Raw genomic sequence first — 22,186 nt, forward strand, 5'->3', positions numbered from 1 at the left:
GTCCGGCGCGCGTCTCGCTCGTGATCCCCCCGACCGAATTCTCCGCCGACCGCGTCGTCCTCGACGCGGTCGGCGTTGCGCTTGCCGAGATGCCGGCCGATGCGCGCATCGCGATCGCGTACAGCGGCGGCCTCGACTCGACGGTGCTGCTCGACGCGGCCGTGCGTGTGGCGGGCGCCGCGCGTTGCGTCGCGCTGCACGTGCACCACGGCCTGAGCGCGAACGCTGACGCATGGGTCGCGCATGCGCAGGCGACGGCCGGGCAACTTGGCGTCGCGTTCGAGTCGGAGCGTGTCGATGTGCCGCGCGACAGCGGCCTCGGCATCGAGGCGACCGCGCGCGAGCGCCGCTATGCGGCGCTCGACGCGATGTGCGAGCGCCACGGCGTGGCCGCGCTCTGGGTCGCGCAGCATGCGGACGACCAGGCGGAGACCGTGCTGCTTCAGCTGTTGCGCGGCGCGGGGATCGCGGGCCTGGCCGCGATGGCGCCGCGTTATCGGCCTGACGGCGCAAGCGTCGAGCGCGTGCGGCCGCTGTTGCGATTGTTGCGCGCGCAACTGGAGCGCTATGCGGCGCAGCGCGCGCTGACGTGGATCGACGACGAATCGAACGGCGACACGCGCTACGCGCGCAATGCGCTGCGCATCGACGTGCTGCCGGCGCTCGCCGTGCATTTCCCGGGTTTTCGCGATGCGCTGGGCCGCGCGGCCCAGCATGCGGCCGCCGCGCAGCGGCTGCTCGACGATCTCGCCGAACTGGATTTCGCCGGCGCAGCGCGCGACGACGGCCGCGCGCTGTCGCGCGATGCGCTGGTCGCGTTCGACGATACGCGCGGCGCCAACCTGCTGCGTTTCTGGATGCGCCGGCTCGGGCTGCCCGGTGCGTCGGCGGGGCGGCTGGCGAACATGATGCGGCAGCTGCGCGCCGCGCACGACGCGCATGCGCTGCGGGTCGATCACGCGGGGCAGTGCCTGCGGCTCTATCGCGACACCGTGTACTGGGAGGCGGGCGACAGCGCCGAGCCGGCCGACGACGGCGCCGGAACGCCGCATCCCGAATCCTCGCTCGCGTGGGACGGCCAGGAAGTCTGGCGCGTGCCGGCATGGCGCGGCACGTTCGTGTTCGCGCCGGCCGAGGCCGGCAGCGACGGCGCGGTTCCGGAGGCGCTGCTGCGCGGCGCGACGCTCGCCGCGCGCGCCCGCGCGGGCGGCGAGCGGCTGCGTACGTCGCCCGGCGGCCCGGGCCGCACGCTGAAGAACCTGTTCCAGGAGCGCGGCGTGCCGGCCTGGCAGCGCGACGTGCCGCTGTTGTTTGCGGGCGACCGGCTCGTCTACGTGCCGCGGCTCGGCGTGAACCACGGCGACGGGCTATCTGGCGACGGCGGATGGCGCCGGATCGAGTGGCGTCCCGACCTGCTGATCGCATAGCGGCGGCACGCTTGCCGCCGCGCGATCGCGCGCCGGTTTTCACCATTTGGTAAACAGCGCCGGAACGCTTGCCGAACCGGCGAGCGGCTTGTCAAGCGGGCCTCTATCGGGTACGCTCGGTCGTTTGCTCGGCTCGATTTTTGAGCGATTTGTGCAGGTTTTCCGCGTGACGTACCCGGTTTGCGCGGCCTGATCGGCCTTCCGGGCAAAATCCGTCACGCTTGCGTGTTGCGTCCCAGCCGTCCCCCTCGTCGTCCGTCCACAGCCACAAGCCGCGTGACCGAACGGCAACGCGGCCTGCCCAGCGCGCCCGTGCGGCTTCTCCTCCAGTTCAGAACGACAATGGCACTCATCGTACACAAATACGGCGGCACTTCGATGGGCTCGGTCGAGCGCATCAAGAACGTCGCGAAACGCGTCGCAAAATGGCATCAGGCCGGGCACCAGATGGTGGTCGTGCCGTCCGCGATGTCCGGCGAAACCAACCGTCTGCTCGGTCTCGCGAAAGAGATTTCGAGCCAGCCGAGCCCGCGTGAGCTCGACATGATCGCGTCGACCGGCGAGCAGGTCAGCGTCGGCCTGCTGTCGATCGCGCTGCAGGAAATCGGCGTCGAGGCCGTGAGCTATGCCGGCTGGCAAGTGCCGATCAAGACGGACAGCGCGTTCACGAAGGCGCGCATTCACTCGATCGACGACGAGCGCGTGAAGGCCGATCTGAACGCCGGCAAGGTCGTGATCATCACGGGCTTCCAGGGCGTCGATCCGGACGGCCACATCACGACGCTGGGCCGCGGCGGCTCGGACACGTCGGCGGTGGCGGTCGCGGCCGCGCTGGATGCCGAAGAGTGCCTGATCTATACGGACGTCGACGGCGTCTACACGACCGACCCGCGCGTGGTCGAAGAGGCGCGACGCCTCGATCGCGTGACGTTCGAGGAAATGCTGGAAATGGCCAGCCTCGGCTCGAAGGTCCTGCAGATCCGCTCGGTCGAATTCGCCGGCAAATACCAGGTGAAGACGCGCGTGCTGTCGAGCCTGACCGATCCGCTGATTGCGCTCGACGAAGAAATGCGCTCGGGCACCCTGATTACTTTTGAAGAAGACGAGACCATGGAAAAGGCAGTCATTTCCGGCATCGCGTTCCAGCGCGACGAAGCACGCATTGCGGTGATGGGCGTGCCCGACAAGCCGGGCATCGCGTATCAGATCCTCGGCCCGGTCGCCGATGCGAACGTCGACGTCGACATGATCATCCAGAACCAGAGCGTCGAAGGGAAGACGGACTTCACGTTCACGGTCGGCCGCGGCGACTACCAGAAGGCGATGGACATCCTCACCAACCAGGTGCAGGGCCATGTGAGCGCCGAGCGCGTGCAGGGCGACCCGAAGGTGTCGAAGGTGTCGGTCGTCGGCGTCGGCATGCGTTCGCACGTGGGCGTCGCGAGCAAGATGTTCCGCACGCTGTCGGAAGAGGGCATCAACATCCAGATGATCTCGACGTCCGAAATCAAGATTTCGGTGCTGATCGACGAGAAATACATGGAGCTGGCCGTCCGCGCGCTGCACAAGGCATTCGAACTCGACCAGGCCGCGTGAATTTTTTCGTGATGCATTGAAGAAAATGCATCACGGAAATTGACGCACGGTTCGAAACCCTATATTATCTCGTTCTCGTCGCACTGCCTCCCTGGTGCGAGCGAAAGTTTGGGAGACGTGGCCGAGAGGTCGAAGGCACTCCCCTGCTAAGGGAGCATCTGGGCCAAAACCTGGATCGAGGGTTCGAATCCCTCCGTCTCCGCCAAAAGCGGTGACAAAGCCCCGCAAGTTCTCGGACTTGCGGGGCTTTTTCTTTTCCGGCGTCGTTTCCGCACGCGCCGCCGGCGCCACGCTTCGTCCGGACAGCCAATCAATGCTCGACTCGAGCGGCGCTCATGCGCTAAATAGGCGTATCGCCTCGCGCGGCTCAATCGGGAGTTCCGGCACGCATGCATTCCGTACTGACCATCCTTTCGCACCGTCCCGTCGACGGGCTCGTCGACAATCACGAACGTTACGCGCGGGCCCACGGCTACCGGCACGCGATCGTCGACGGCACGCACGTGTACGGCGAGCGCCAGCAGGTGCTGCACAAGTACCACGCGATCATCGCGCAGCTCGTCGCGATGGAGCAGGGCGCGTTGCTGCTCGTGCTCGATCCGTTCTCGGTCGTGTTCGGCCAGCATGCGTTGCCGGCCGTCGCGGACGGTTATGACGCGATCGTCACGACGCAGACCTCGAAGTCGTCGTTGCCCGCCGCGAGCGGCATGATCTTTCGTAACGTGCCCGACGTGCGCGAGTGCTTGCGCAAGCTGGTGGTCGAGCTCGGCAAGTGGGCGATGCGCCTGCCCGAGCGGCAACACGCATGCGAGGCGACGCTGCTTGCCGAGCACTTCCCGCCGCTGCCGTTCGACCAGCCGCTCGCGACCGGCCATTTCGCGTCGGCCCAGACGGTATGGCGCGACGGGCTAGCGATCGACGCGGTCGTCGGCGCGCATCCGCTCGTGGCGCACCAGGCGCCCGAATGGCAGCAGATCGATGGCGTATGGGTGCCGACGCCCGACTACGACTTTCGCTACGTGCTCGCGCTCGTCGACGACGCGGCGCGTGTCCAGCGGGGCGAGCAGCCGAGCGCGATGGACGACTGGCGCACCGCGCAGGAACGGCCGCGCGAGCCGGTGCGGCACCTGAACCCGCATGCAAGCATTGCGTTCGTGAGCCTGCACACGTCGCACATCGCCGGTTACGGCGATCTTCACGAAGAGAACTTCGTTCGCTACTGCACGCGACACGGCTATGCGTACCACGCGTATCGCGAACCGCCCGCGTTCCTGCCGGCCGGCGTCGATGCGAACTGGGCGAAGCTGCACCTGATTCGCGAACATCTGCCGGATCACGCGTTCGTGTTCTGGGTCGACGCCGACATCCTCGCGATCGACCAGCGCCAGACGGTCGACGGCGTGATCGACGGCCGCGATTTCGTGATCGGCACCGACCACACGGCCTGGGCGATCAACTCGTGCATGATCGGCGTGCGCAACGTCGCGCCGATGCGCGAACTGGTCGAACGCATATGCGTGCGCATCGAGCGCATTGGCGATCGGTCGTCGGTCTATGCGAGCGGCGGCGACCAGCAGGCGATCTATGTCGAACTGCTGGAGGCGGGCATGATCGACGCGCGCTACATCGTCGATGCGATGTCGCTCGCGTCATCGCCGGTCTATGCGACGCGCGACAGCCGCTTCGTCCATTTCCCCGCGCAACACAACCACTATCGCGCGGTGACGATGCGCGTATGGGACAGGCTGAGCCATCAACGGTGACGGAATGTGCCGCGATTCCCGGTGTTCCGGATCGCGGCGATCGGCGGCCGGTGAAATAAAAATGAAAGTATCCGTGTAAGGATTGAATCGCTCTCATTCATCCTTCCCCGCATTCCACGCTTGCGCCCCGAAGAATCGGTCTTCCGGCCAAAAATGCGGCATCGCACCGATTCGTGCGATCGGCGCCGCATCACAATACGAAAAATTACGCATAAAAATCAGCGATCTATCCGGGCGTCGTGAAAGGCGCCTCTGCTGCGATGCAAAAAATAATCATTCGCCTTATGCTGGTTAACCCGATTGCGCTTGAGCGGCGTCAAGCTCTGCCCTGATTCCGCTTTACATTTTGCCAACATTGGCGGTCCGCGAAATCTATCTGTCGATTTGATTTCGTTTCCTTCGTCTCGCCTGTTTCCGATGCAGCGCGCGACCCTCTCAAGGCCTGTTGACATGCATGATTTCCCCTTTCTGAGCCTGGCGATCTGGGTTCCGATCCTGTTCGGCGCGTGCCTGCTGCGCACCGGTTCCGACCGTCATCCGCATCGCACGAGGCTGATCGCGCTGGTCGGCGCACTCGCGGGGCTGGCCGCCGTCGTTCCGCTCGTCACCGGTTTCGATTCGCACTCGGCCGCGATGCAGTTCGCCGAAACCCGCAACTGGCTGGCGGCCTTCAACGCCGGCTGGCGTGTCGGGATCGACGGCGCGTCGCTGTGGCTCGTGGTGCTGACCGCCTTCACGACGCTCGTCGTCGTGATTGCGTCGTGGGAAGCGGTGACGGTGCGGGTCGCGCAGTACTACGCGTCGTTCCTGATCCTGTCGGGGCTGATGGTCGGCGTGTTCGTCGCGCAGGACGGGCTGCTGTTCTTCATCTTCTTCGAGGCGACGCTGATTCCGCTGTACCTGCTGATCGGCACGTGGGGCAGGGAGCATCGCGTCTACGCGGCCGTGAAGTTCTTCTTCATCTCGTTCGCGGGTTCGCTGTTGCTGCTGATGGCGATGCTGTACCTGTATGCGAAGTCGCATACGTTCGACATGAACGCATGGCGCACGCTGCAGCTCGGCTTCGCGCCGCAGCTGCTGGTGTTCCTCGGCTTCTTCGCCGCGTTCGCGGTCAAGGTGCCGATGTGGCCGGTTCATACGTGGCTGCGCGACGTCTACACGGACGGCCCGACGGGTGCCGCGCTGATGCTCGCGATGCTCAAGCTCGGCGGCTACGGCTTCCTGCGCTTCGCGCTGCCGATCACGCCGGACGCGAGCCACTTCTTCGCGCCGGCCGTGATCGCGCTGTCGCTGTTCGCGATCGTCTACGCGAGCCTGATCGCGCTCGCGCAGACCGATCTCGGCAAGCTGCTCGCGTATTCGACGGTCGCGCACATGGGGATCGTCACGCTCGGGCTGTTCCTGTTCAACCAGATCGGCGTCGAAGGCGCGATCGTGCAGCTCGTGTCGTACGGCTTCGTCGCGGGCGCGATGCTGCTGTGCGTGAGCGTGCTGGTCGATCGCACGAAGCAGCGCGAGATTGCCGCGTACGGCGGCGTGGCGGGCGTGATGCCGCGCTTCGCGACGTTCGCGCTGCTGTTCGCGATGGCCAACGTCGGCCTGCCGGGCACGTCGGGTTTCGTCGGCGAGTTCATGGTCATCATGGGCGCGATCCGCGTCAACTTCTGGATCGGCGCGATCGCGGCGCTCACGCTGATCCTCAGCGCGTCGTACACGCTGTGGATGGTCAAGCGCGTCGTGTTCGGCAAGATCGCGGGTCCGCGTATCGCGAAGCTCGCCGACCTGAGCCGCCGCGAGATCGTGATGTTCGCGTCGCTCGCGCTGATCGTGCTGATGGTGGGCGTCGATCCGAAGCCGTTCACCGATGCGATCGATCCGACCGTCGCACGGCTGATCGAGGAAGCGAGCCGTTCGAAGCTGCCGGCCGGCGATGGCGGCGCACCGGCGCAGCCGGCGTACATGGCCGCGGCGCACGGCTGAGCGCGTGACGCCGCGCACGATGTCCGCATCGCGTGCCGATGCGGACATCGTTGCGCGCGCATTCATCGGGGCAGGGCGGACACGAGCCCGCGGCTTCCGCCGATTTCGGCCGTCTCAAGGCCCTCGGCGTGAGGCCCGCGGCCGCCTCCCGGCTGCGTGAAATTGCCCCGCGACAATCTGTCTCACTGCGGATTTTGCAATGATGATTTGTCGCACCCACCGGTTTTTCGCCGCGCCCGCGCGACGTATGATTCGGCCACTTTCGTGGATCGAATGCGCATCGGGCAAACGCAACGGATTCAATGACCCTCGGGCTGTGTGATGAAAAGAAGAGCTTCAAAAGGCTGGACGGCGCTGATATCGATCGGCGCGGCGCTGAGCCTGTCAGGCTGTAATTTAGATGTACTAAATCCGAAAGGAAGCGTCGGGGCCGCCGAAAAGGCGCTGATCGCGACCTCGACATGGGCGATGCTGATCGTCGTCGTGCCGGTGATCCTGCTCACGCTGTGGTTCGCGTGGCGTTACCGCGCATCGAACCGCAACGCCGCCTATGCGCCGAACTGGTCGCACTCGACCGCGATCGAGGTCGTGATCTGGACGGTGCCGACGCTGATCATCCTGTTCCTCGGCGTGCTCACGTGGAAAACCACGCACGAACTCGATCCGTACAAGCCGCTCGAGTCGTCGGTGAAGCCGATCGACGTCGAGGTCGTCGCGCTCGACTGGAAGTGGCTGTTCATCTATCCGGAACTCGGCATCGCGTCGGTGAACCAGCTCGCGATTCCGGTCGGCACGCCGGTGAATTTCCGCATCACGTCGGATTCGGTGATGAACTCGTTCTTCATTCCGCAGCTCGGCGGCCAGGTCTACGCGATGGCCGGCATGCAGACGCGCCTGCACCTGATCGCCGACGAAGCCGGCGACTACGCGGGCACGTCCGCCAACTTCAGCGGCCGCGGCTTCTCCGACATGAAGTTCCGCACGCTCGCCGAGCCGCGCGAACAGTTCGACGCGTGGGTGCAGAAGGTCAAGGCGTCGCCCGACCGGCTCGACGCGACCGTGTACGGCACCGTCGCGCAGCCGAGCGAGAAGGCGCCCGTGCGCTACTTCTCGTCGGTGGATCCGCGGCTCTTCCACAACATCATCGCGAAATACAACGATGGCCACGTCCTCGATCTGAAGGACGCCGCCTGCGGCACGAAGGGGTAACGCATGTTCGGCAAACTCACACTGGCGGCGATCCCGTTCGATCAGCCCATCATCATGGTGGCAGGCGCCTTCATGGGGCTGGTCGTGCTGGGCATTCTCGCCGCACTGACGATCACCGGCCGCTGGAAGTGGCTGTGGACGGAATGGCTGACGACGGTCGACCACAAGAAACTCGGCGTGATGTACATCATCGTCGCGCTGATCATGCTGCTGCGCGGCTTCGCCGACGCGATCATGATGCGCATGCAGCTTGCGCTCGCGTACAACGCGCCCGGCTACCTGCCGCCGCACCACTACGACCAGATCTTCACGGCACATGGCGTGATCATGATCTTCTTCATGGCGATGGTGTTCATGGTCGGCCTGATGAACCTCGTCGTGCCGCTGCAGATCGGCGCGCGCGACGTCGCGTTTCCGTTCATCAACTCGCTGTCGTTCTGGATGACGGCGGTCAGCGCGATCCTGATCAACATCTCGCTCGTGATCGGCGAGTTCGCGCAGACGGGCTGGCTCGCGTATCCGCCGCTGTCGGAGCTGCAGTTCAGCCCGGGGGTAGGGGTCGACTATTACCTGTGGGCGCTGCAGATTTCGGGTGTCGGCACGCTGCTGACCGGCGTGAACTTCTTCGTGACGATCATCAAGATGCGCGCGCCGGGCATGACGCTGATGAAGATGCCGGTGTTCACGTGGACGGCCCTCTGCACGAACGTGCTGATCATGGCGTCGTTCCCGATCCTGACCGCGACGCTCGCACTGCTCGGCCTCGACCGCTACCTCGGCATGCACTTCTTCACGAACGAAGCCGGCGGCAACGCGATGCTGTACCTGAACCTGATCTGGGCGTGGGGCCATCCGGAGGTGTACATCCTGATCCTGCCGGCGTTCGGCATCTTCTCGGAAGTCATCGCGACGTTCTCGAAGAAGCCGTTGTTCGGCTACAAGACGATGGTGTACGCGACCTGCGCGATCATGGTGCTGTCGTTCCTCGTGTGGCTGCATCACTTCTTCACGATGGGCTCCGGTGCGAACGTGAATGCGTTCTTCGGCATCATGACGATGATCATCGCGATCCCGACCGGCGTGAAGGTGTTCAACTGGCTGTTTACGATGTACCGCGGCCGGATCGAATTCACGACGCCGGTGCTGTGGACGATCGGCTTCATGGTCACGTTCACGCTCGGCGGCATGACCGGCGTGATGATGGCGATCCCGGGCGCGGACTTCGTGCTGCACAACAGCCTGTTCCTGATCGCGCACTTCCACAACGTGATCATCGGCGGCGTGCTGTTCGGCTATCTCGCGGGCTTCAACTACTGGTTCCCGAAGGCGTTCGGCTTCAAGCTGAACGAGAAGCTCGGCAAGGCCGCGTTCTGGTTCTGGCAGGTCGGCTTCTACGTCGCGTTCGTGCCGCTCTACGTGCTCGGCTTCATGGGCATGACGCGGCGCCTGAACCACTACGACAATCCGGCGTGGCATCCGTGGCTGCTGGTCGCCGCATTCGGCGCCGTGCTGATCGCGATCGGCATCGCATGCCAGCTGCTGCAACTGGTCGTCAGCATCCGCAACCGCAACCTGCCGGCATATCGCGACACCACGGGCGACCCGTGGGGCGGCCGCACGCTGGAATGGGCGACCTCGTCGCCGCCGGCCGAGTACAACTTCGCGGTGATCCCGCAGGTGCGCACGCTCGACGCGTACGCCGACATGAAGGCACGCGGCGACGGCCGGCCGAACCCGGCGGCGATCCGCGACATCCACATGCCGTCGAATACGTGCGCGGGTCTCGTGGTCGCGGTCTTCAGCCTGGTGCTCGGCTTCGCGCTGGTGTGGCACATCTGGTGGATGGCGATCGGCGGCCTGGTCGGCATCGTCGCGACGCTCGTGGTCTACAGCTCGCGTGACAACGACGGCTACTACATCCCGGCGTCGAAGGTGCGCAGGATCGAAGAGAAGCAACCGGCGGCGCGCGTGGCCACGCGTGTCGACGACGTGGAACTGGAGGCCAACTGATGTTGCAGAAAACCCTGAGCGCAACCCTGCTCGAGCACGACGACCATCCGCCGTCGCACTCGGTGTTCGGCTTCTGGCTGTACCTGATGACCGACTGCGTGATCTTCGCGGCGCTGTTCGCGACGTTCGCGGTGCTCGGCAACCAGTACGCGGGCGGTCCGACCGCGAAGGACCTGTTCGACATTCCGGGCGTCGCGGTGGAAACCGCCGCGCTGCTGCTGTCGAGCATTACCTACGGCTTCGCGATGCTGGCCGCGTACAAGCAGCGGCGCGGCGCGCTGCTCGCGTGGCTCGCGGTGACGTTCGTGCTCGGCGCGGCGTTCCTCGCGATGGAGCTGCGCGAGTTCTCGCACCTGATCGCGGAAGGCGCGGGCCCGCAGCGCAGCGCGTTCCTGTCGGCGTTCTTCACGCTGGTCGGCACGCACGGGCTGCACGTGACGGCCGGCCTCGTGTGGATGATCGTGCTCGCCGGGCAGATCGTGCTGCGCGGCGGCGACCTGACCGATCGCGACCTGCGGCGTCTGACGTGCCTGAGCCTCTTCTGGCACTTCCTCGACATCGTGTGGATCTGCGTGTTTTCCTTTGTCTATCTCGCGAGCGTGATCTAAATGGCCCATTCGCATTCGTCGCAACTCGAAGAAGGGCACGGCAGCGTCGGCGGCTATGTCGCCGGTTTCATCCTGTCGGTGCTGCTCACGGCCGCGTCGTTCGGCCTCGTGATGGGCGGCGTGCTGTCGCCGCACGCATCGCTGATCGCGCTCGCCGTGCTCGCATTCGTGCAGATCGTCGTGCACCTCGTGTACTTCCTGCACATGAACGGTTCGTCCGGCCAGCGCTGGAACGTGATGGCGTTCAGCTACACCGTGCTGACGGCGGCGATCCTGATCGTCGGCACGCTGTGGGTGATGCACAACGTCAGCATGAACATGATGTCGCGCTGAGCCCGTGAGCGGCTGAGCGGCATCGCGGCGCAGCGGACGATCTCCATGCGCATTCATGCATCAAAGGCGGCACGTGAGTGCCGCCTTTGTCATTGTGGCCGCGCGGTGTGCGTGGCGTCGCTCGACGCCGGACGCGGGCCAGGTTGAAAGATGTTTCAGGAAACGGCGGAACGGACGTCGCGGCAGCGCGTCAATTGTTACAAGACGTTAGCGGACGCTTCCACGTGCGATGCAGCGCATCAGTTCTTACAAACTTGAAATATGCGCAGACTGTGCGTGCCGTTATAGTCGAATCACACATGAAACAACTCGAAGAGGAATCCATGAAGACTTTGCGTATTGCCTCGCTCTTGACCGGTATGACGGCCTTGCTCGTGTCGGGCGCAGCAATGGCGGGAGTCAATGTCGGGATCAACGTCGGCGTGCCGGCTCCGGTCTACGTCGCACCCGCGCCCGTGTATGCGCCGCCGCCTCCGCCGGTCGTCTACCAGCCGGCGCCCGTGTATGCGCCGGCGCCCGTCTACGCGCCGGCCCCGGCGATCGTGATCGGCTGGCACGGCGATCGCTACTGGGACGGCCGCCGCTACTGGGGCCGCGACGAGTGGTATCGCCATCATGGCCGCGGCTGGCACGGCGATCGCGGTCACTGGGACAACGGCCGTCACAACGGCTGGCGCTGAGCGATCTGCGGCGCACGCGCGATGCGTGCGCGCCTCGAAGGAAAACCGCCCGTGTGAACTGAACACCGGGCGGTTTTTCTTTGCCGGTGCGAGTCGCACGCGGTAGCCGCAACGCGCCGGTGCCGTGCGCGAAAACCCGCAAGTTGGCTCGACGTCGAATTGAATGGGTAGAATCGACCCACGTTCCATCCCTCAATCGACCGACAGGGCCTCTATGACGAAAGGTTCGCCCCGGACCGCCGCCACCCGCATCCGCTTCGGCGCCGCGCATGCGGTACGGGCCGCCGGCCGCACGGCGGCAGCATGGGCACTCCAGGCGGTACTGGCTGCAACCGCCGCGCACGCGGCCTATGCGATCGCGCAGTACGGCGAGCCGAAATATCCGCCGGGCTTCAGGCATTTCGACTACGTGAACCCCGACGCGCCGAAGGGCGGCACGCTCGTGCTCGCGAACCCGAGCCGGCTCACGTCGTTCGACAAGTTCAATCCGTTCACGATGCGCGGCAACCCCGCGCCGGGCATCGACCTGCTGTTCGAGAGCCTCGCGACCGGCAGCATGGACGAACCGGCATCCGCCTACGGGCTGCTCGCCGACGACATCGCGATCGCGCCGGACCGCCGCTCGGTCACGTTTCACCTGAACCCGCGCGCGCGCTTTTCGAACGGCGATCCGGTCACGGCCGACGACGTCAGGTTTTCGTTCGACACGCTGAAGAGCAAGCAGGCCGCACCGCAGTTCGGCGCGTATTTCGCCGAGATCGCGAAGGCGGTGGTGGTCGATCCCGCGACCGTGCGTTTCGAGTTCCGCAGCACGAACCGCGAGCTGCCGCTGATCGCCGGCGGCGTGCCGGTGTTCTCGCGCAAGTGGGGGCTGCGCGCGGACGGTTCGCGGATTCCGTTCGACCAGCTCGCGTTCGAACAGCCGATCGGCAGCGGCCCGTACCTGATCGAGCGCTACGACAACGGCCGCACGATTACCTATCGGCGCAATCCCGCGTACTGGGGCGCCGACCTGCCGGTGCGGGTCGGCACCGACAACTTCGAGCGGATCGTCTACAAGCTCTACGGCGACGGCGTCGCGCGGCTCGAGGCGTTCAAGGCCGGCGAGTACGACGTGCTGGTCGAATACATCGCGCGCAACTGGACGCGGCGCGACGTCGGCAAGCGCTTCGACAGCGGCGAGCTCGTCAAGCGCGAGTTCCGCCAGCACAATGGCGCGGGCATGCAGGGCTTCTTCATGAACCTGCGCCGGCCGCTGTTTCGCGACGTGCGCGTGCGCCAGGCGCTCGATCTCGCGTTCGACTTCGAATGGCTGAACCGCCAGTTGTTCTATAGCGCGTACACGCGCCTCGACAGCTATTTCGCCGATACCGACCTGCAGGCGACCGGTACGCCGGGCCCGGGCGAACTGAAGCTGCTGGAGCCGTTGCGCACGCAACTCGACCCGGCCGTGTTCGGCCCGATGGTCACGCAGCCGAACACGAACCCGCCGGGCTCGCTGCGCGCGAACCTGCTGAAGGCGCGCGCGCTGCTCGCGCAGGCCGGCTGGACCTACCGCGACGGCGCGTTGCGCAACGCGCAGAGCGAGCCGTTCACGTTCGAGATCCTCGACGATTCGGGCGCGGCGATGGAAGGCGTCGTGACCGCCTACCAGCGCAACCTCGCGAAGCTCGGCATCGACGCGCGTTTTCGCACGGCCGATTACGCGCTGCTGCAGAAGCGCCTCGACGCGTTCGACTACGACATGACGACGGTTCGCCTGCCGGGTGTGCAGGTGCCGGGCGCCGAGCAGTTCTCGCGCTACGGCAGCAAGTTCGCGGACGAACCGGGCTCCGACAACATCATCGGCCTGAAGTCGCCGGCAGTCGACGCGCTGCTGCATGCGCTCGGCGCCGCGCAGACGCGCGAGGACCTGCTCGACGCGACGCATGCGCTCGACCGCGTGCTGATGCACGGCTATTACGCGGTTCCGCAGTGGTACAGCACCACGCATCGGATCGCATACAAGCGCACGCTCGGCTATCCGCAAACGCTGCCGCTGTACTATTCGGCCGAGGGCTGGGTCGTATCGACCTGGTGGGCCAAGCCCGATCACTGAAGCCTGCCGGCCCTTCGTTCAACCCAGCCTATCGATCGCGAGTCGACGCCCTATGTGGAGCTACATCCTCAAACGCCTGCTGCTGATGATCCCGACGCTCGTCGGCGTGCTCACGCTCACGTTCGCGGTGATCCAGTTCGTGCCGGGCGGCCCGGTCGAACAGGCCGTGCAGGAACTGCGCAAGGGCGCGACGGAGCAGGGCGCGGCGCCGTTCGGAATGCGCGCGCACACCGGCGTCGACGCGCAGCAGCTCGCGCAGCTCAAGGCGCTGTACGGCTTCGACAAGCCGCCGCTCGAGCGTTACTGGCTGATGCTGAAGCGTTTCGCGCGCTTCGATCTCGGCGACAGCTACTTCCGCCACCAGAGCGTGTGGTCGCTGGTCGTGCAGAAGCTGCCGGTGTCGATCAGCATCGGGCTGTGGACGTTCTTCGTCACCTACCTGATCTCCGTGCCGCTCGGCATCGCGAAGGCCGTGCGCAACGGCTCGCCGTTCGATGTCGCGACGAGCCTCGTCGTGCTGGTCGGCTATGCGATTCCGGGCTTCGTGCTCGGCGTGCTGCTGCTCGTGCTGTTCGGCGGCGGCTCGTTCTGGCAGCTGTTCCCGCTGCGCGGGCTCACGTCGGACAACTTCGCCCAGCTGTCGCTCGCCGGCAAGGTGCTCGATTATCTGTGGCACATCGCGCTGCCGATCACGGCGTCGGTCGTCGGCAGCTTCGCGGTCGTCACGATGCTCACGAAGAACGCGTTCCTCGACGAAATCCGCAAGCAGTACGTGCTGACCGCGCGCGCGAAAGGGCTCGCCGAGCGCACCGTGCTGTGGAAGCACGTGTTCCGCAACGCGATGCTGCCGCTGATCGTCGGGTTTCCGGCCGCGTTCATCGGCGCGTTCTTCACGGGCAGCCTGCTGATCGAGACGCTGTTCTCGCTCGACGGCCTCGGGCTCTTGTCGTACGAGTCGGTCGTGCGGCGCGACTATCCGGTCGTGCTCGGCACGCTGTACCTGTTCACGCTGATCGGGCTCGCGACCAAGCTGATCTCGGATCTCTGCTATGTGTGGGTCGACCCGCGCATTCAATTCGACAACCTGGAGCGCTGACATGAAACCGTCCGCCAGCACGCCGCTCGCCGGCGCGCCCGTTCGCCTGCCCGCGCTCGCCGGGCGAGGTGCGCGATGAACCGGGCCGTCGTGTCGTCCCGCATCGACGCGGCCCGTGCGCGCGTGTCGCCGTCGCCCGCGCGCCGCGTCTGGCAGCGCTTTCGCCAGCAGCGCCTCGGCTACTGGAGCTTCGTGATCTTCGTCGTCGCGTTCGCCGCGAGCCTCGCGGCGCCGCTGTGGTCGAACGACAAGCCGCTCGTCGTGCGCTACGACGGCCAGACCTATTTCCCGATGTTCCATGCGTATCCGGAGACGACCTTCGGCGGCGACTTCCCGACGCCGGCCGACTATCTCGATCCGTACGTCCGCAAGCGGCTCGAGGCGCCGGGCAACTTCGTCGTGTATCCGCCGAACCGCTATTACTACGACACGCTGAACTATTTCTCGAGCGTGCCGAACCCGGCGCCGCCGTCGCGTGCGAACTGGCTCGGCACCGACGCGCAGGGGCGCGACCTGCTCGCGCGGCTCGTGTACGGGTTCCGCGTGTCGGTCGAGTTCGGGCTGGTCCTGACCGTGATCGGCACGCTGCTCGGGATCGCCGCGGGCGCCGTGCAGGGCTTCTTCGGCGGGCGCATCGACATCGTCGGGCAGCGGCTGATCGAGATCTGGAGTTCGCTGCCCGAGCTGTACCTGCTGATCATCTTCGCGTCGATCTTCGAGCCGAGCTTCCTGCTGCTGATCGTGCTGCTGTCGCTGTTCGGCTGGATCGGCCTGGCCGACTACGTGCGCGCCGAATTCCTGCGCAACCGCACGCAGGACTACGTGCGCGCGGCCCGTGCGATGGGGCTCACGAACTGGCAGATCATCTGGCGCCACGTGCTGCCGAACAGCATGACGCCCGTGATCACGTTCCTGCCGTTCCGGATGAGCGGCGCGATCCTCGCGCTCACGAGCCTCGACTTCCTCGGGCTCGGCGTGCCGCCGCCGACGCCGAGCCTCGGCGAGCTGCTCGCGCAGGGCAAGGGCAACCTCGATGCGTGGTGGATCTCGCTGTCGACGTTCGGCGTGCTGGTCGCGACGCTGCTGCTGCTGACCTTCATGGGCGACGCGCTGCGCAACGCGCTCGACACGCGGATCGCCGATTCGGTGCGCGCGGCAGGAGGCCAGCGATGAGCAGCACGGTCGTATCGAACGCGGGCGAGCCGCTGCTGTCGCTCGAGCATCTGCAGGTGCGCTTCGGCGACACGGTGGCCGTCGACGACGTGACGCTCGCGATCGGCCGCGGCGAGCGCGTCGCGCTCGTCGGGGAGTCGGGATCGGGCAAGAGCGTGACCGCGCTGTCGATCCTGCGGCTGCTGCGCGACGCCGACGTGAGCGGCACGATCCGCTTCGCCGGGCATGACCTCGCCGGCAAGAGCGAACGCGAGATGCGCGGGCTGCGCGGCTCGGACATCGCGATGATCTTCCAGGAGCCGATGACGGCGCTCAACCCGCTGTACACGATCGGCACGCAGATCGGCGAGACGATCGTGCTGCACGACGGCGTGACGGCGGTGGAGGCGCGCAAGCGCGCGATCGCGCTGCTTGCGCGTACCGGCATCGCGGAGCCGGAGCGGCGCGTCGACAGCTACCCGCACCAGTTGTCGGGCGGCCAGCGGCAGCGCGCGATGATCGCGATGGCGCTCGCCTGCCGGCCGCGCCTCCTGCTCGCGGACGAACCGACCACGGCGCTCGACGTGACGATCCGCGCGCAGATCGTCGACCTGCTGCTCGAGCTGCAGCGCGAGGAGGCGGAAAAGCGCGGGATGGCGATCCTGCTGATCACGCACGACCTGAACCTCGTGCGGCACTTCGCCGAGCGGGTCGCGGTGATGGAGCGCGGCAAGCTGGTCGAAAGCGGGCCGGTCGAGCGGATCTTCGCGGAGCCGGAGCATCCGTATACGCAGCGGCTGCTGAACAGTCGGCCGCAGCGCGCGGTCGCGCCGGTGATGCCGATCGCGCCCGTCGTGCTCGATGCGCGCCACGTCAGCGTGCAGTTCGCGCGCAAGCGGCCGGGCTTCGCAGGCTGGTTCGGCACGACGCCCGTGACGGCGGTCGCGGACGTATCCGTGTCGGTGCGGCAGGGCGAGACGCTCGGGATCGTCGGCGAATCCGGCTCCGGGAAGTCGACGCTCGCGATGGCGCTGCTCGGGCTGCAAAGGACGGCGCACGGCGAGATCGAATTCCAGGGGCGTGCGCTGTCGACCTATCGCGGCCGTGAGCAGACCGCGCTGCGCTCGAACATGCAGGTCGTCTTTCAGGATCCCTTCAGTTCACTGTCGCCGCGTCACACGATCGAGCGGATCGTCGGCGAGGGGCTCGAACTGCATCGCCCGGAACTCACGCCGGACGCGCGCCGCGCGAAGTCGCTGGCCGTGCTGCGCGAAGTCGGCCTCGACCGCACGGTGCTGCATCGCTATCCGCACGAATTCTCGGGCGGCCAGCGCCAGCGGATCGCGATCGCGCGCGCGCTGGTGCTGGAGCCGCGCATCCTGATCCTCGACGAACCGACGTCCGCGCTCGACGTGTCGATCCAGCAGCAGGTGCTGAAGCTGCTCGCGAATTTGCAACAGAAATACAACCTCGGCTATGTATTCATCAGCCACGACCTGGAGGTGATCGGCGCGATGGCGCACCGGGTCGCGGTGATGCAGGGCGGGGCGATCGTCGAGTCCGGCGACGTGGCCGATATCTTCACGAAACCGTCACATCCTTACACACAAAAGCTGTTGAAAGCGGTCTGGAAAGCGTGATAGGCGTCCAATGGTCTGACTATCTCGATTGTATTTTTTAATTTGTTTTGACAAACGATTACGCGCTGGCTAGTATCGACCGAAATTTTCCGCCAATCAGCTGATTTTTAAGCACATTCCATCGACCAATGCAGCATCGATCCCTGACCCAGGCATGCGCGCGCACCCTCGCCGGGCTGTTCATCGGCGCCCTGTTCGCAGCAGCTCCCGGCGCGTTCGCCGACGAAGTCAGCAGTTTTAACCAGAATGTCACGAATTCGACTCAAATCGGGTCGAGCTCCTCCCCCCAGCAGACCAATGCCCAGTCGTCGAGCGGCGGCGCGAAGTCGTTTCTTGCCGGCATGGCGGGCAAGGCAGGCGACGTCGTCGTCGGTGCGCTGAACATGATCGGCGTGCGTTACCGCTGGGGCGGCAACTCGCCGGATTCCGGCCTCGACTGCAGCGGCTTCGTGCGCTACGTGTTCCAGGACACGCTCGGCATGTCGCTGCCGCGTCGCGCCGAAGAGATGAGCCGCGTCGGCGAGAAGGTCAGCATGAGCAACCTGAAGCCGGGCGACCTCGTGTTCTTCAACACGATGCGCCGTACGTTCTCGCACGTCGGCATCTATATCGGCGACAACAAGTTCGTGCATTCGCCGTCGACGGGCAGCACGATTCGCGTCGACGATCTCGACAGCGGCTACTGGGAAAAGCGTTTCACCGGTGCGCGCCGGCTCGAGTCGGAGTTCCCGATGAAGGCCGACGACCTGCGCCAGCGCGTGCGTGCCACGATCGGCGACGACGCGGCGAACGGCAGCAACTGACCGACGCTCGCCGGCGAACCGCCGGATCCAAAAAACCCTGTCACCGGAAGGCGGCAGGGTTTTTTGTTTTGGGGCGTGCGCAAGCGGCTGGTGGCGGGGCCATCGTCGGTGGCGCGCTCGCTGTCGCGCGCCGCGCGCCGCGATGCGCCGCTTATGCCGCCGCGACGCCGCGGGCCGCCGCGAGCTTGCGCTGCAGCTCGGGCATGACGCGCGCGACGGCTTCCTCGCCCGCGAGGATCGCCGCGTTGCGCTGGTTGAAGTCGCTGCCGCCCATTGCCGCGAGGTTCGGGCGGATCACGACGTCCGCGTATTTGTCGAGCTCGTAGGTCTTGATCGTCTGGCCCATGATCGTGAAGGTCTGCAGCAGCATCTCGATCGGGTTGTTGGTCGCCGCGCCGTCCGGCCGCGACGAGATGTCGACCGCGATCACGAAGCTCGCGCCCATCTTGCGCGCGAACGACGCGGGCACCGGGCTCACGAGGCCGCCGTCGACGTATTCGCGGTTGCCGATCTTCACGGGCTCGAACACCGACGGTACGCTGCACGACGCGCGCACCGCGAGCCCCGTATTGCCCTGCTGGAACAGGATCGGCTGGCCGTTCTGCAGGTCCGTCGCGACGATGCCGAGCGGCTTCGCCATCTTTTCGATCGGCCGGTTGTTGAGCGTCTTGTTCAGGAAGTTCTGCAGCGCCACGCCCTGCAGCAGCCCGCGCGAGCGGAACGGCAGCGCCCAGTCGCTGATCGCCGCCTGATCCATGTCGAGTGCGATCTTGTTGATCTGCAGCCCGCTCATCCCGGCGGCATAGAGCGCCCCGACCACCGAGCCCGCGCTCGTGCCCGCGACGATCTCGACCGGGATGCCGCGTGCCTCGAGCGCTTTCAGCACGCCGATGTGCGAGAAGCCGCGGGCGGCGCCACCGCCGAGCGCGATGCCGATCTTCACGGGTTTCTCGCGCGACTGCGCGGGATTCGCGGCGTTGTCGGGGCGGGACTTGTCGCCGAACGACGTGCAGGCGGCGAGGCTGGCGGATGCGCAAGCGATCGTGAAGTGACGGCGCGACAGGCGAGGGGACGACATCGAATGGTTCTCGGCGCTTGGCGGCGGGCCGTGCGGCCCGCGGCGGCGATAGGTCCGAGCGGCCGCGCGGCACAAACCGCGCGGCCGGCGCGGCGCCGGCTGGCCGGCCGCGGCGCGCACATCATAAAGCAAGCGGCGCGCTTGGCGCGGAAGGGCGGCGCGAATACCGTATAATTCCGGCTTCTTTCCCGTTCCGGGCGCGGCCGGCCCCAGTGCTGTCCGGGCTGTCGCCGTCGATCCCGCGTCGAATCATTCATGCGCCCCAGGCGTTCGAGTTACCGTTTATGACCCGTCCTGTCCGTACCCGCTTCGCGCCGAGTCCCACCGGCTTCATCCACCTCGGCAACATCCGCTCCGCGCTCTATCCGTGGGCGTTCGCGCGCAAGATGAAAGGCACGTTCGTGCTGCGTATCGAGGATACCGACGTCGAGCGCTCGTCGCAGGAAGCCGTCGACGCGATCCTCGAGGGGATGCAGTGGCTCGGCCTGGATTTCGACGAAGGCCCGATCTACCAGATGCAGCGGATGGACCGCTACCGCGCGGTGCTCGCGCAGATGCTCGAGCAGGGCCTCGCGTACCCGTGCTACATGTCGGCCGAGGAGCTCGACGCGCTGCGCGAACGCCAGCGCGAGGCCGGCCTCAAGCCGCGCTACGACGGCACGTGGCGTCCGGAGCCGGGCAAGGTGCTGCCCGAGCCGCCGGCCGGCGTGAAGCCGGTGCTGCGGTTCCGCAACCCGCTGACCGGCACGGTCGTGTGGGACGACGCGGTGAAGGGGCGTGTCGAGATCTCGAACGAGGAGCTCGACGACCTCGTGATCGCGCGCCCGGACGGCACGCCGATCTACAACTTCTGCGTCGTCGTGGACGACATGGACATGAACATCACGCACGTGATCCGTGGCGACGACCACGTGAACAACACGCCGCGCCAGATCAACATCCTGCGCGCGCTCGGCGGCGAGCCGCCCGTCTACGCGCACCTGCCGACCGTGCTGAACGAGCAGGGCGAGAAGATGAGCAAGCGGCATGGCGCGATGAGCGTGATGGCGTACCGCGACGCGGGCTTCCTGCCGGAGGCCGTCGTCAACTACCTCGCGCGCCTCGGCTGGTCGCACGGCGACGCGGAGATCTTCTCGCGCGAGCAGTTCGTCGAATGGTTCGACCTCGAGCATCTCGGCAAGTCGCCCGCGCAGTACGACCACAGCAAGCTGAGCTGGCTGAACGCCCATTACATCAAGGAAGCGGACAACGCGCGCCTCGCCGCGCTGGCGAAGCCGTTCCTCGACGCGCTCGGCATCGACGACGCGGCGATCGCGACGGGCCCCGCGCTCGAGGCGGTGGTCGGCCTGATGAAGGACCGCGCGACGACGGTCAAGGAGATCGCCGAAGGCGCCGCGATGTTCTACCGCGTGCCGGCGCCGGATCCCGACGCGCTCGCGCAGCACGTGACCGATGCGGTGCGCCCGGCACTGGCCGATCTCGTCGCCGCGCTGAAGGCGGCCGACTGGACGAAGGAAGCGGTGTCCGCCGCGCTGAAGGCGACGCTCGGCGCGCACAAGCTGAAGATGCCGCAGCTCGCGATGCCGGTGCGCCTGCTGGTGGCGGGCACGACGCATACGCCGTCGATCGACGCGGTGCTCGTGCTGTTCGGTCGTGACGTCGTGGTGTCGCGTATCGAGGCCGCGCTGGCCTGAGGTTGGAGCGGATGCGAAGCCGCTCGCGCAGGGTGTCACGGCGGCTTCGCAAAAAATTTCGCTCGAATCGCAAAAAGGGTATTTACAAGTTCAAATTCGGTCCATATAATCTCATTTCTGTTCTGCAAGGGGGTATAGCTCAGCTGGGAGAGCGCTTGCATGGCATGCAAGAGGTCAGCGGTTCGATCCCGCTTACCTCCACCATCAGAGCAGAACGAATTGATTTGCGAAGCAGCGGTAGTAAGTAATAAATGCTTCACAAAATGATTTAAAGCAGTTAGAATTTCGGCCTTCGCTGTTGATGATGAGTGAATAGCGAAAGTCAGACAGATCTGAAAAGATCGTGTCCCCTTCGTCTAGAGGCCTAGGACATCACCCTTTCACGGTGAGTACAGGGGTTCGAATCCCCTAGGGGACGCCAGATTCAGCGGCGTTTCATAGAAGTGTCGCGAGGCTTGCAGGAACGTAACCGACGTCCTGCAGGTAACGGTGCAGAAAGTTGGAGCGGTAGTTCAGTCGGTTAGAATACCGGCCTGTCACGCCGGGGGTCGCGGGTTCGAGTCCCGTCCGCTCCGCCAGAACGAAGCCCGTTCAAGACGTTTTTGAGCGGGCTTTTGTATTAAAGATGTAAGCAGTACGTTGTCCCCTTCGTCTAGAGGCCTAGGACATCACCCTTTCACGGTGAGTACAGGGGTTCGAATCCCCTAGGGGACGCCAGGATTCAGCGGCGTTTCGTAGTAGAAGTGTCGCAACGCTTGCAGGACGTGAACGAGGTCCTGCAGGTGAGAGTGAAGAAAGCTGGAGCGGTAGTTCAGTTGGTTAGAATACCGGCCTGTCACGCCGGGGGTCGCGGGTTCGAGCCCCGTCCGCTCCGCCAGAACAAAGCCCGTTCAAATGAACGTTTTGAGCGGGCTTTTGCGTTAAAGATGTAAGCAGTACGTTGTCCCCTTCGTCTAGAGGCCTAGGACATCACCCTTTCACGGTGAGTACAGGGGTTCGAATCCCCTAGGGGACGCCAG

General features: G+C 65.8%; 16 protein-coding genes, 7 tRNA genes and 1 pseudogene. 22 read left to right on the forward strand and 2 right to left on the reverse strand.

All coding sequences use genetic code 11. The features are described from left to right. Positions 1–20: 20 nt before the first annotated feature. Positions 21–1,427: a tRNA lysidine(34) synthetase TilS gene (gene tilS / locus PL79_RS18180; protein ID WP_044847973.1), complete on the forward strand. Its 1,407-nt coding sequence runs from the start codon at positions 21–23 to the stop codon at positions 1,425–1,427. A gap of 122 nt (positions 1,428–1,549) precedes the next feature. Here tilS and PL79_RS37200 read toward each other — a convergent pair. Further along, a pseudogene (locus tag PL79_RS37200) lies at positions 1,550–1,787 on the reverse strand (hypothetical protein); the annotation flags it as partial. Here PL79_RS37200 and PL79_RS18185 point away from each other — a divergent pair. From PL79_RS18185 to PL79_RS18260, 14 genes are all read left to right on the forward strand, one after another. Then, positions 1,770–3,023, forward strand: coding sequence for an aspartate kinase (locus PL79_RS18185; RefSeq protein WP_040144529.1), 1,254 nt, complete (start codon positions 1,770–1,772; stop codon positions 3,021–3,023). The pseudogene PL79_RS37200 and the gene PL79_RS18185 overlap by 18 nt on opposite strands. A 111-nt stretch (positions 3,024–3,134) precedes the next feature. Continuing rightward, positions 3,135–3,228, forward strand: a tRNA-Ser gene (locus tag PL79_RS18190). Positions 3,229–3,412: 184 nt separating this feature from the next. Further along, the gene (locus PL79_RS18195; RefSeq protein WP_044847972.1) at positions 3,413–4,786 is read left to right on the forward strand and encodes a hypothetical protein; all 1,374 of its coding nucleotides are present in this window, start codon (positions 3,413–3,415) and stop codon (positions 4,784–4,786) included. 450 nt (positions 4,787–5,236) lie between these two features. Next, the gene (locus tag PL79_RS18205; protein ID WP_044847971.1) at positions 5,237–6,766 is read left to right on the forward strand and encodes a complex I subunit 4 family protein; all 1,530 of its coding nucleotides are present in this window, start codon (positions 5,237–5,239) and stop codon (positions 6,764–6,766) included. Between the two features lie 321 nt (positions 6,767–7,087). After that, entirely contained in the window at positions 7,088–7,975 is an 888-nt protein-coding gene (gene cyoA / locus PL79_RS18215) for a ubiquinol oxidase subunit II (RefSeq protein ID WP_044847970.1), read from the forward strand. Positions 7,976–7,978: 3 nt separating this feature from the next. Beyond that, entirely contained in the window at positions 7,979–9,985 is a 2,007-nt protein-coding gene (cyoB, locus tag PL79_RS18220; protein ID WP_044847969.1) for a cytochrome o ubiquinol oxidase subunit I, read from the forward strand. Further along, complete coding sequence (gene cyoC, locus PL79_RS18225; RefSeq protein WP_044847968.1) at positions 9,985–10,593, forward strand: cytochrome o ubiquinol oxidase subunit III; 609 nt, start codon at positions 9,985–9,987, stop codon at positions 10,591–10,593. Before cyoB ends, cyoC begins: the two co-directional genes overlap by 1 nt. After that, positions 10,594–10,926: a cytochrome o ubiquinol oxidase subunit IV gene (gene cyoD, locus PL79_RS18230; RefSeq protein ID WP_011352504.1), complete on the forward strand. Its 333-nt coding sequence runs from the start codon at positions 10,594–10,596 to the stop codon at positions 10,924–10,926. It abuts the gene before it with no gap. Positions 10,927–11,249: 323 nt separating this feature from the next. Then, entirely contained in the window at positions 11,250–11,606 is a 357-nt protein-coding gene (locus PL79_RS18235; protein WP_044848002.1) for a hypothetical protein, read from the forward strand. 214 nt (positions 11,607–11,820) lie between these two features. Further along, the gene (locus PL79_RS18240) at positions 11,821–13,704 is read left to right on the forward strand and encodes an extracellular solute-binding protein (protein ID WP_044847967.1); all 1,884 of its coding nucleotides are present in this window, start codon (positions 11,821–11,823) and stop codon (positions 13,702–13,704) included. Between the two features lie 52 nt (positions 13,705–13,756). After that, entirely contained in the window at positions 13,757–14,800 is a 1,044-nt protein-coding gene (locus PL79_RS18245; protein WP_044847966.1) for a microcin C ABC transporter permease YejB, read from the forward strand. Positions 14,801–14,875: 75 nt separating this feature from the next. Continuing rightward, a complete protein-coding gene (locus PL79_RS18250; RefSeq protein WP_044847965.1) occupies positions 14,876–15,973 on the forward strand; it encodes an ABC transporter permease in 1,098 nt (365 codons plus the stop codon). Further along, positions 15,970–17,592, forward strand: a complete 1,623-nt coding sequence (locus PL79_RS18255) for an ABC transporter ATP-binding protein (RefSeq protein ID WP_044847964.1) — start codon at positions 15,970–15,972, stop codon at positions 17,590–17,592. The genes PL79_RS18250 and PL79_RS18255 overlap by 4 nt, the downstream gene beginning before the upstream one ends. 128 nt (positions 17,593–17,720) lie before the next feature. After that, entirely contained in the window at positions 17,721–18,395 is a 675-nt protein-coding gene (locus PL79_RS18260; RefSeq protein WP_044847963.1) for a C40 family peptidase, read from the forward strand. Positions 18,396–18,546: 151 nt separating this feature from the next. Here the strand turns inward: PL79_RS18260 and PL79_RS18265 are convergent, their stop codons facing one another. After that, the gene (locus tag PL79_RS18265) at positions 18,547–19,473 is read right to left on the reverse strand and encodes a patatin-like phospholipase family protein (RefSeq protein ID WP_044847962.1); all 927 of its coding nucleotides are present in this window, start codon (positions 19,471–19,473) and stop codon (positions 18,547–18,549) included. A 284-nt stretch (positions 19,474–19,757) separates the two neighbouring features. Between PL79_RS18265 and gltX the strand changes: the two genes are divergently transcribed. From gltX to PL79_RS18300, 7 genes are all read left to right on the forward strand, one after another. Continuing rightward, positions 19,758–21,167 carry a glutamate--tRNA ligase gene (gene gltX / locus PL79_RS18270; protein ID WP_044847961.1) on the forward strand — a complete coding sequence of 470 codons (1,410 nt, stop codon included), beginning with the start codon at positions 19,758–19,760 and terminating at the stop codon, positions 21,165–21,167. 128 nt (positions 21,168–21,295) lie between these two features. Further along, positions 21,296–21,371 (forward strand) — tRNA-Ala (locus PL79_RS18275). Positions 21,372–21,512: 141 nt separating this feature from the next. After that, a tRNA-Glu gene (locus PL79_RS18280) sits at positions 21,513–21,588 on the forward strand. Between the two features lie 80 nt (positions 21,589–21,668). Beyond that, a tRNA-Asp gene (locus tag PL79_RS18285) sits at positions 21,669–21,745 on the forward strand. Between the two features lie 63 nt (positions 21,746–21,808). Beyond that, positions 21,809–21,884 (forward strand) — tRNA-Glu (locus PL79_RS18290). 83 nt (positions 21,885–21,967) lie between these two features. Then, a tRNA-Asp gene (locus tag PL79_RS18295) sits at positions 21,968–22,044 on the forward strand. Between the two features lie 65 nt (positions 22,045–22,109). Next, positions 22,110–22,185 (forward strand) — tRNA-Glu (locus tag PL79_RS18300). Position 22,186 lies beyond the last annotated feature (1 nt).

Origin of the sequence: Burkholderia sp. USMB20 (assembly GCF_000949135.2) — a bacterium.
Taxonomy (GTDB): domain Bacteria; phylum Pseudomonadota; class Gammaproteobacteria; order Burkholderiales; family Burkholderiaceae; genus Burkholderia.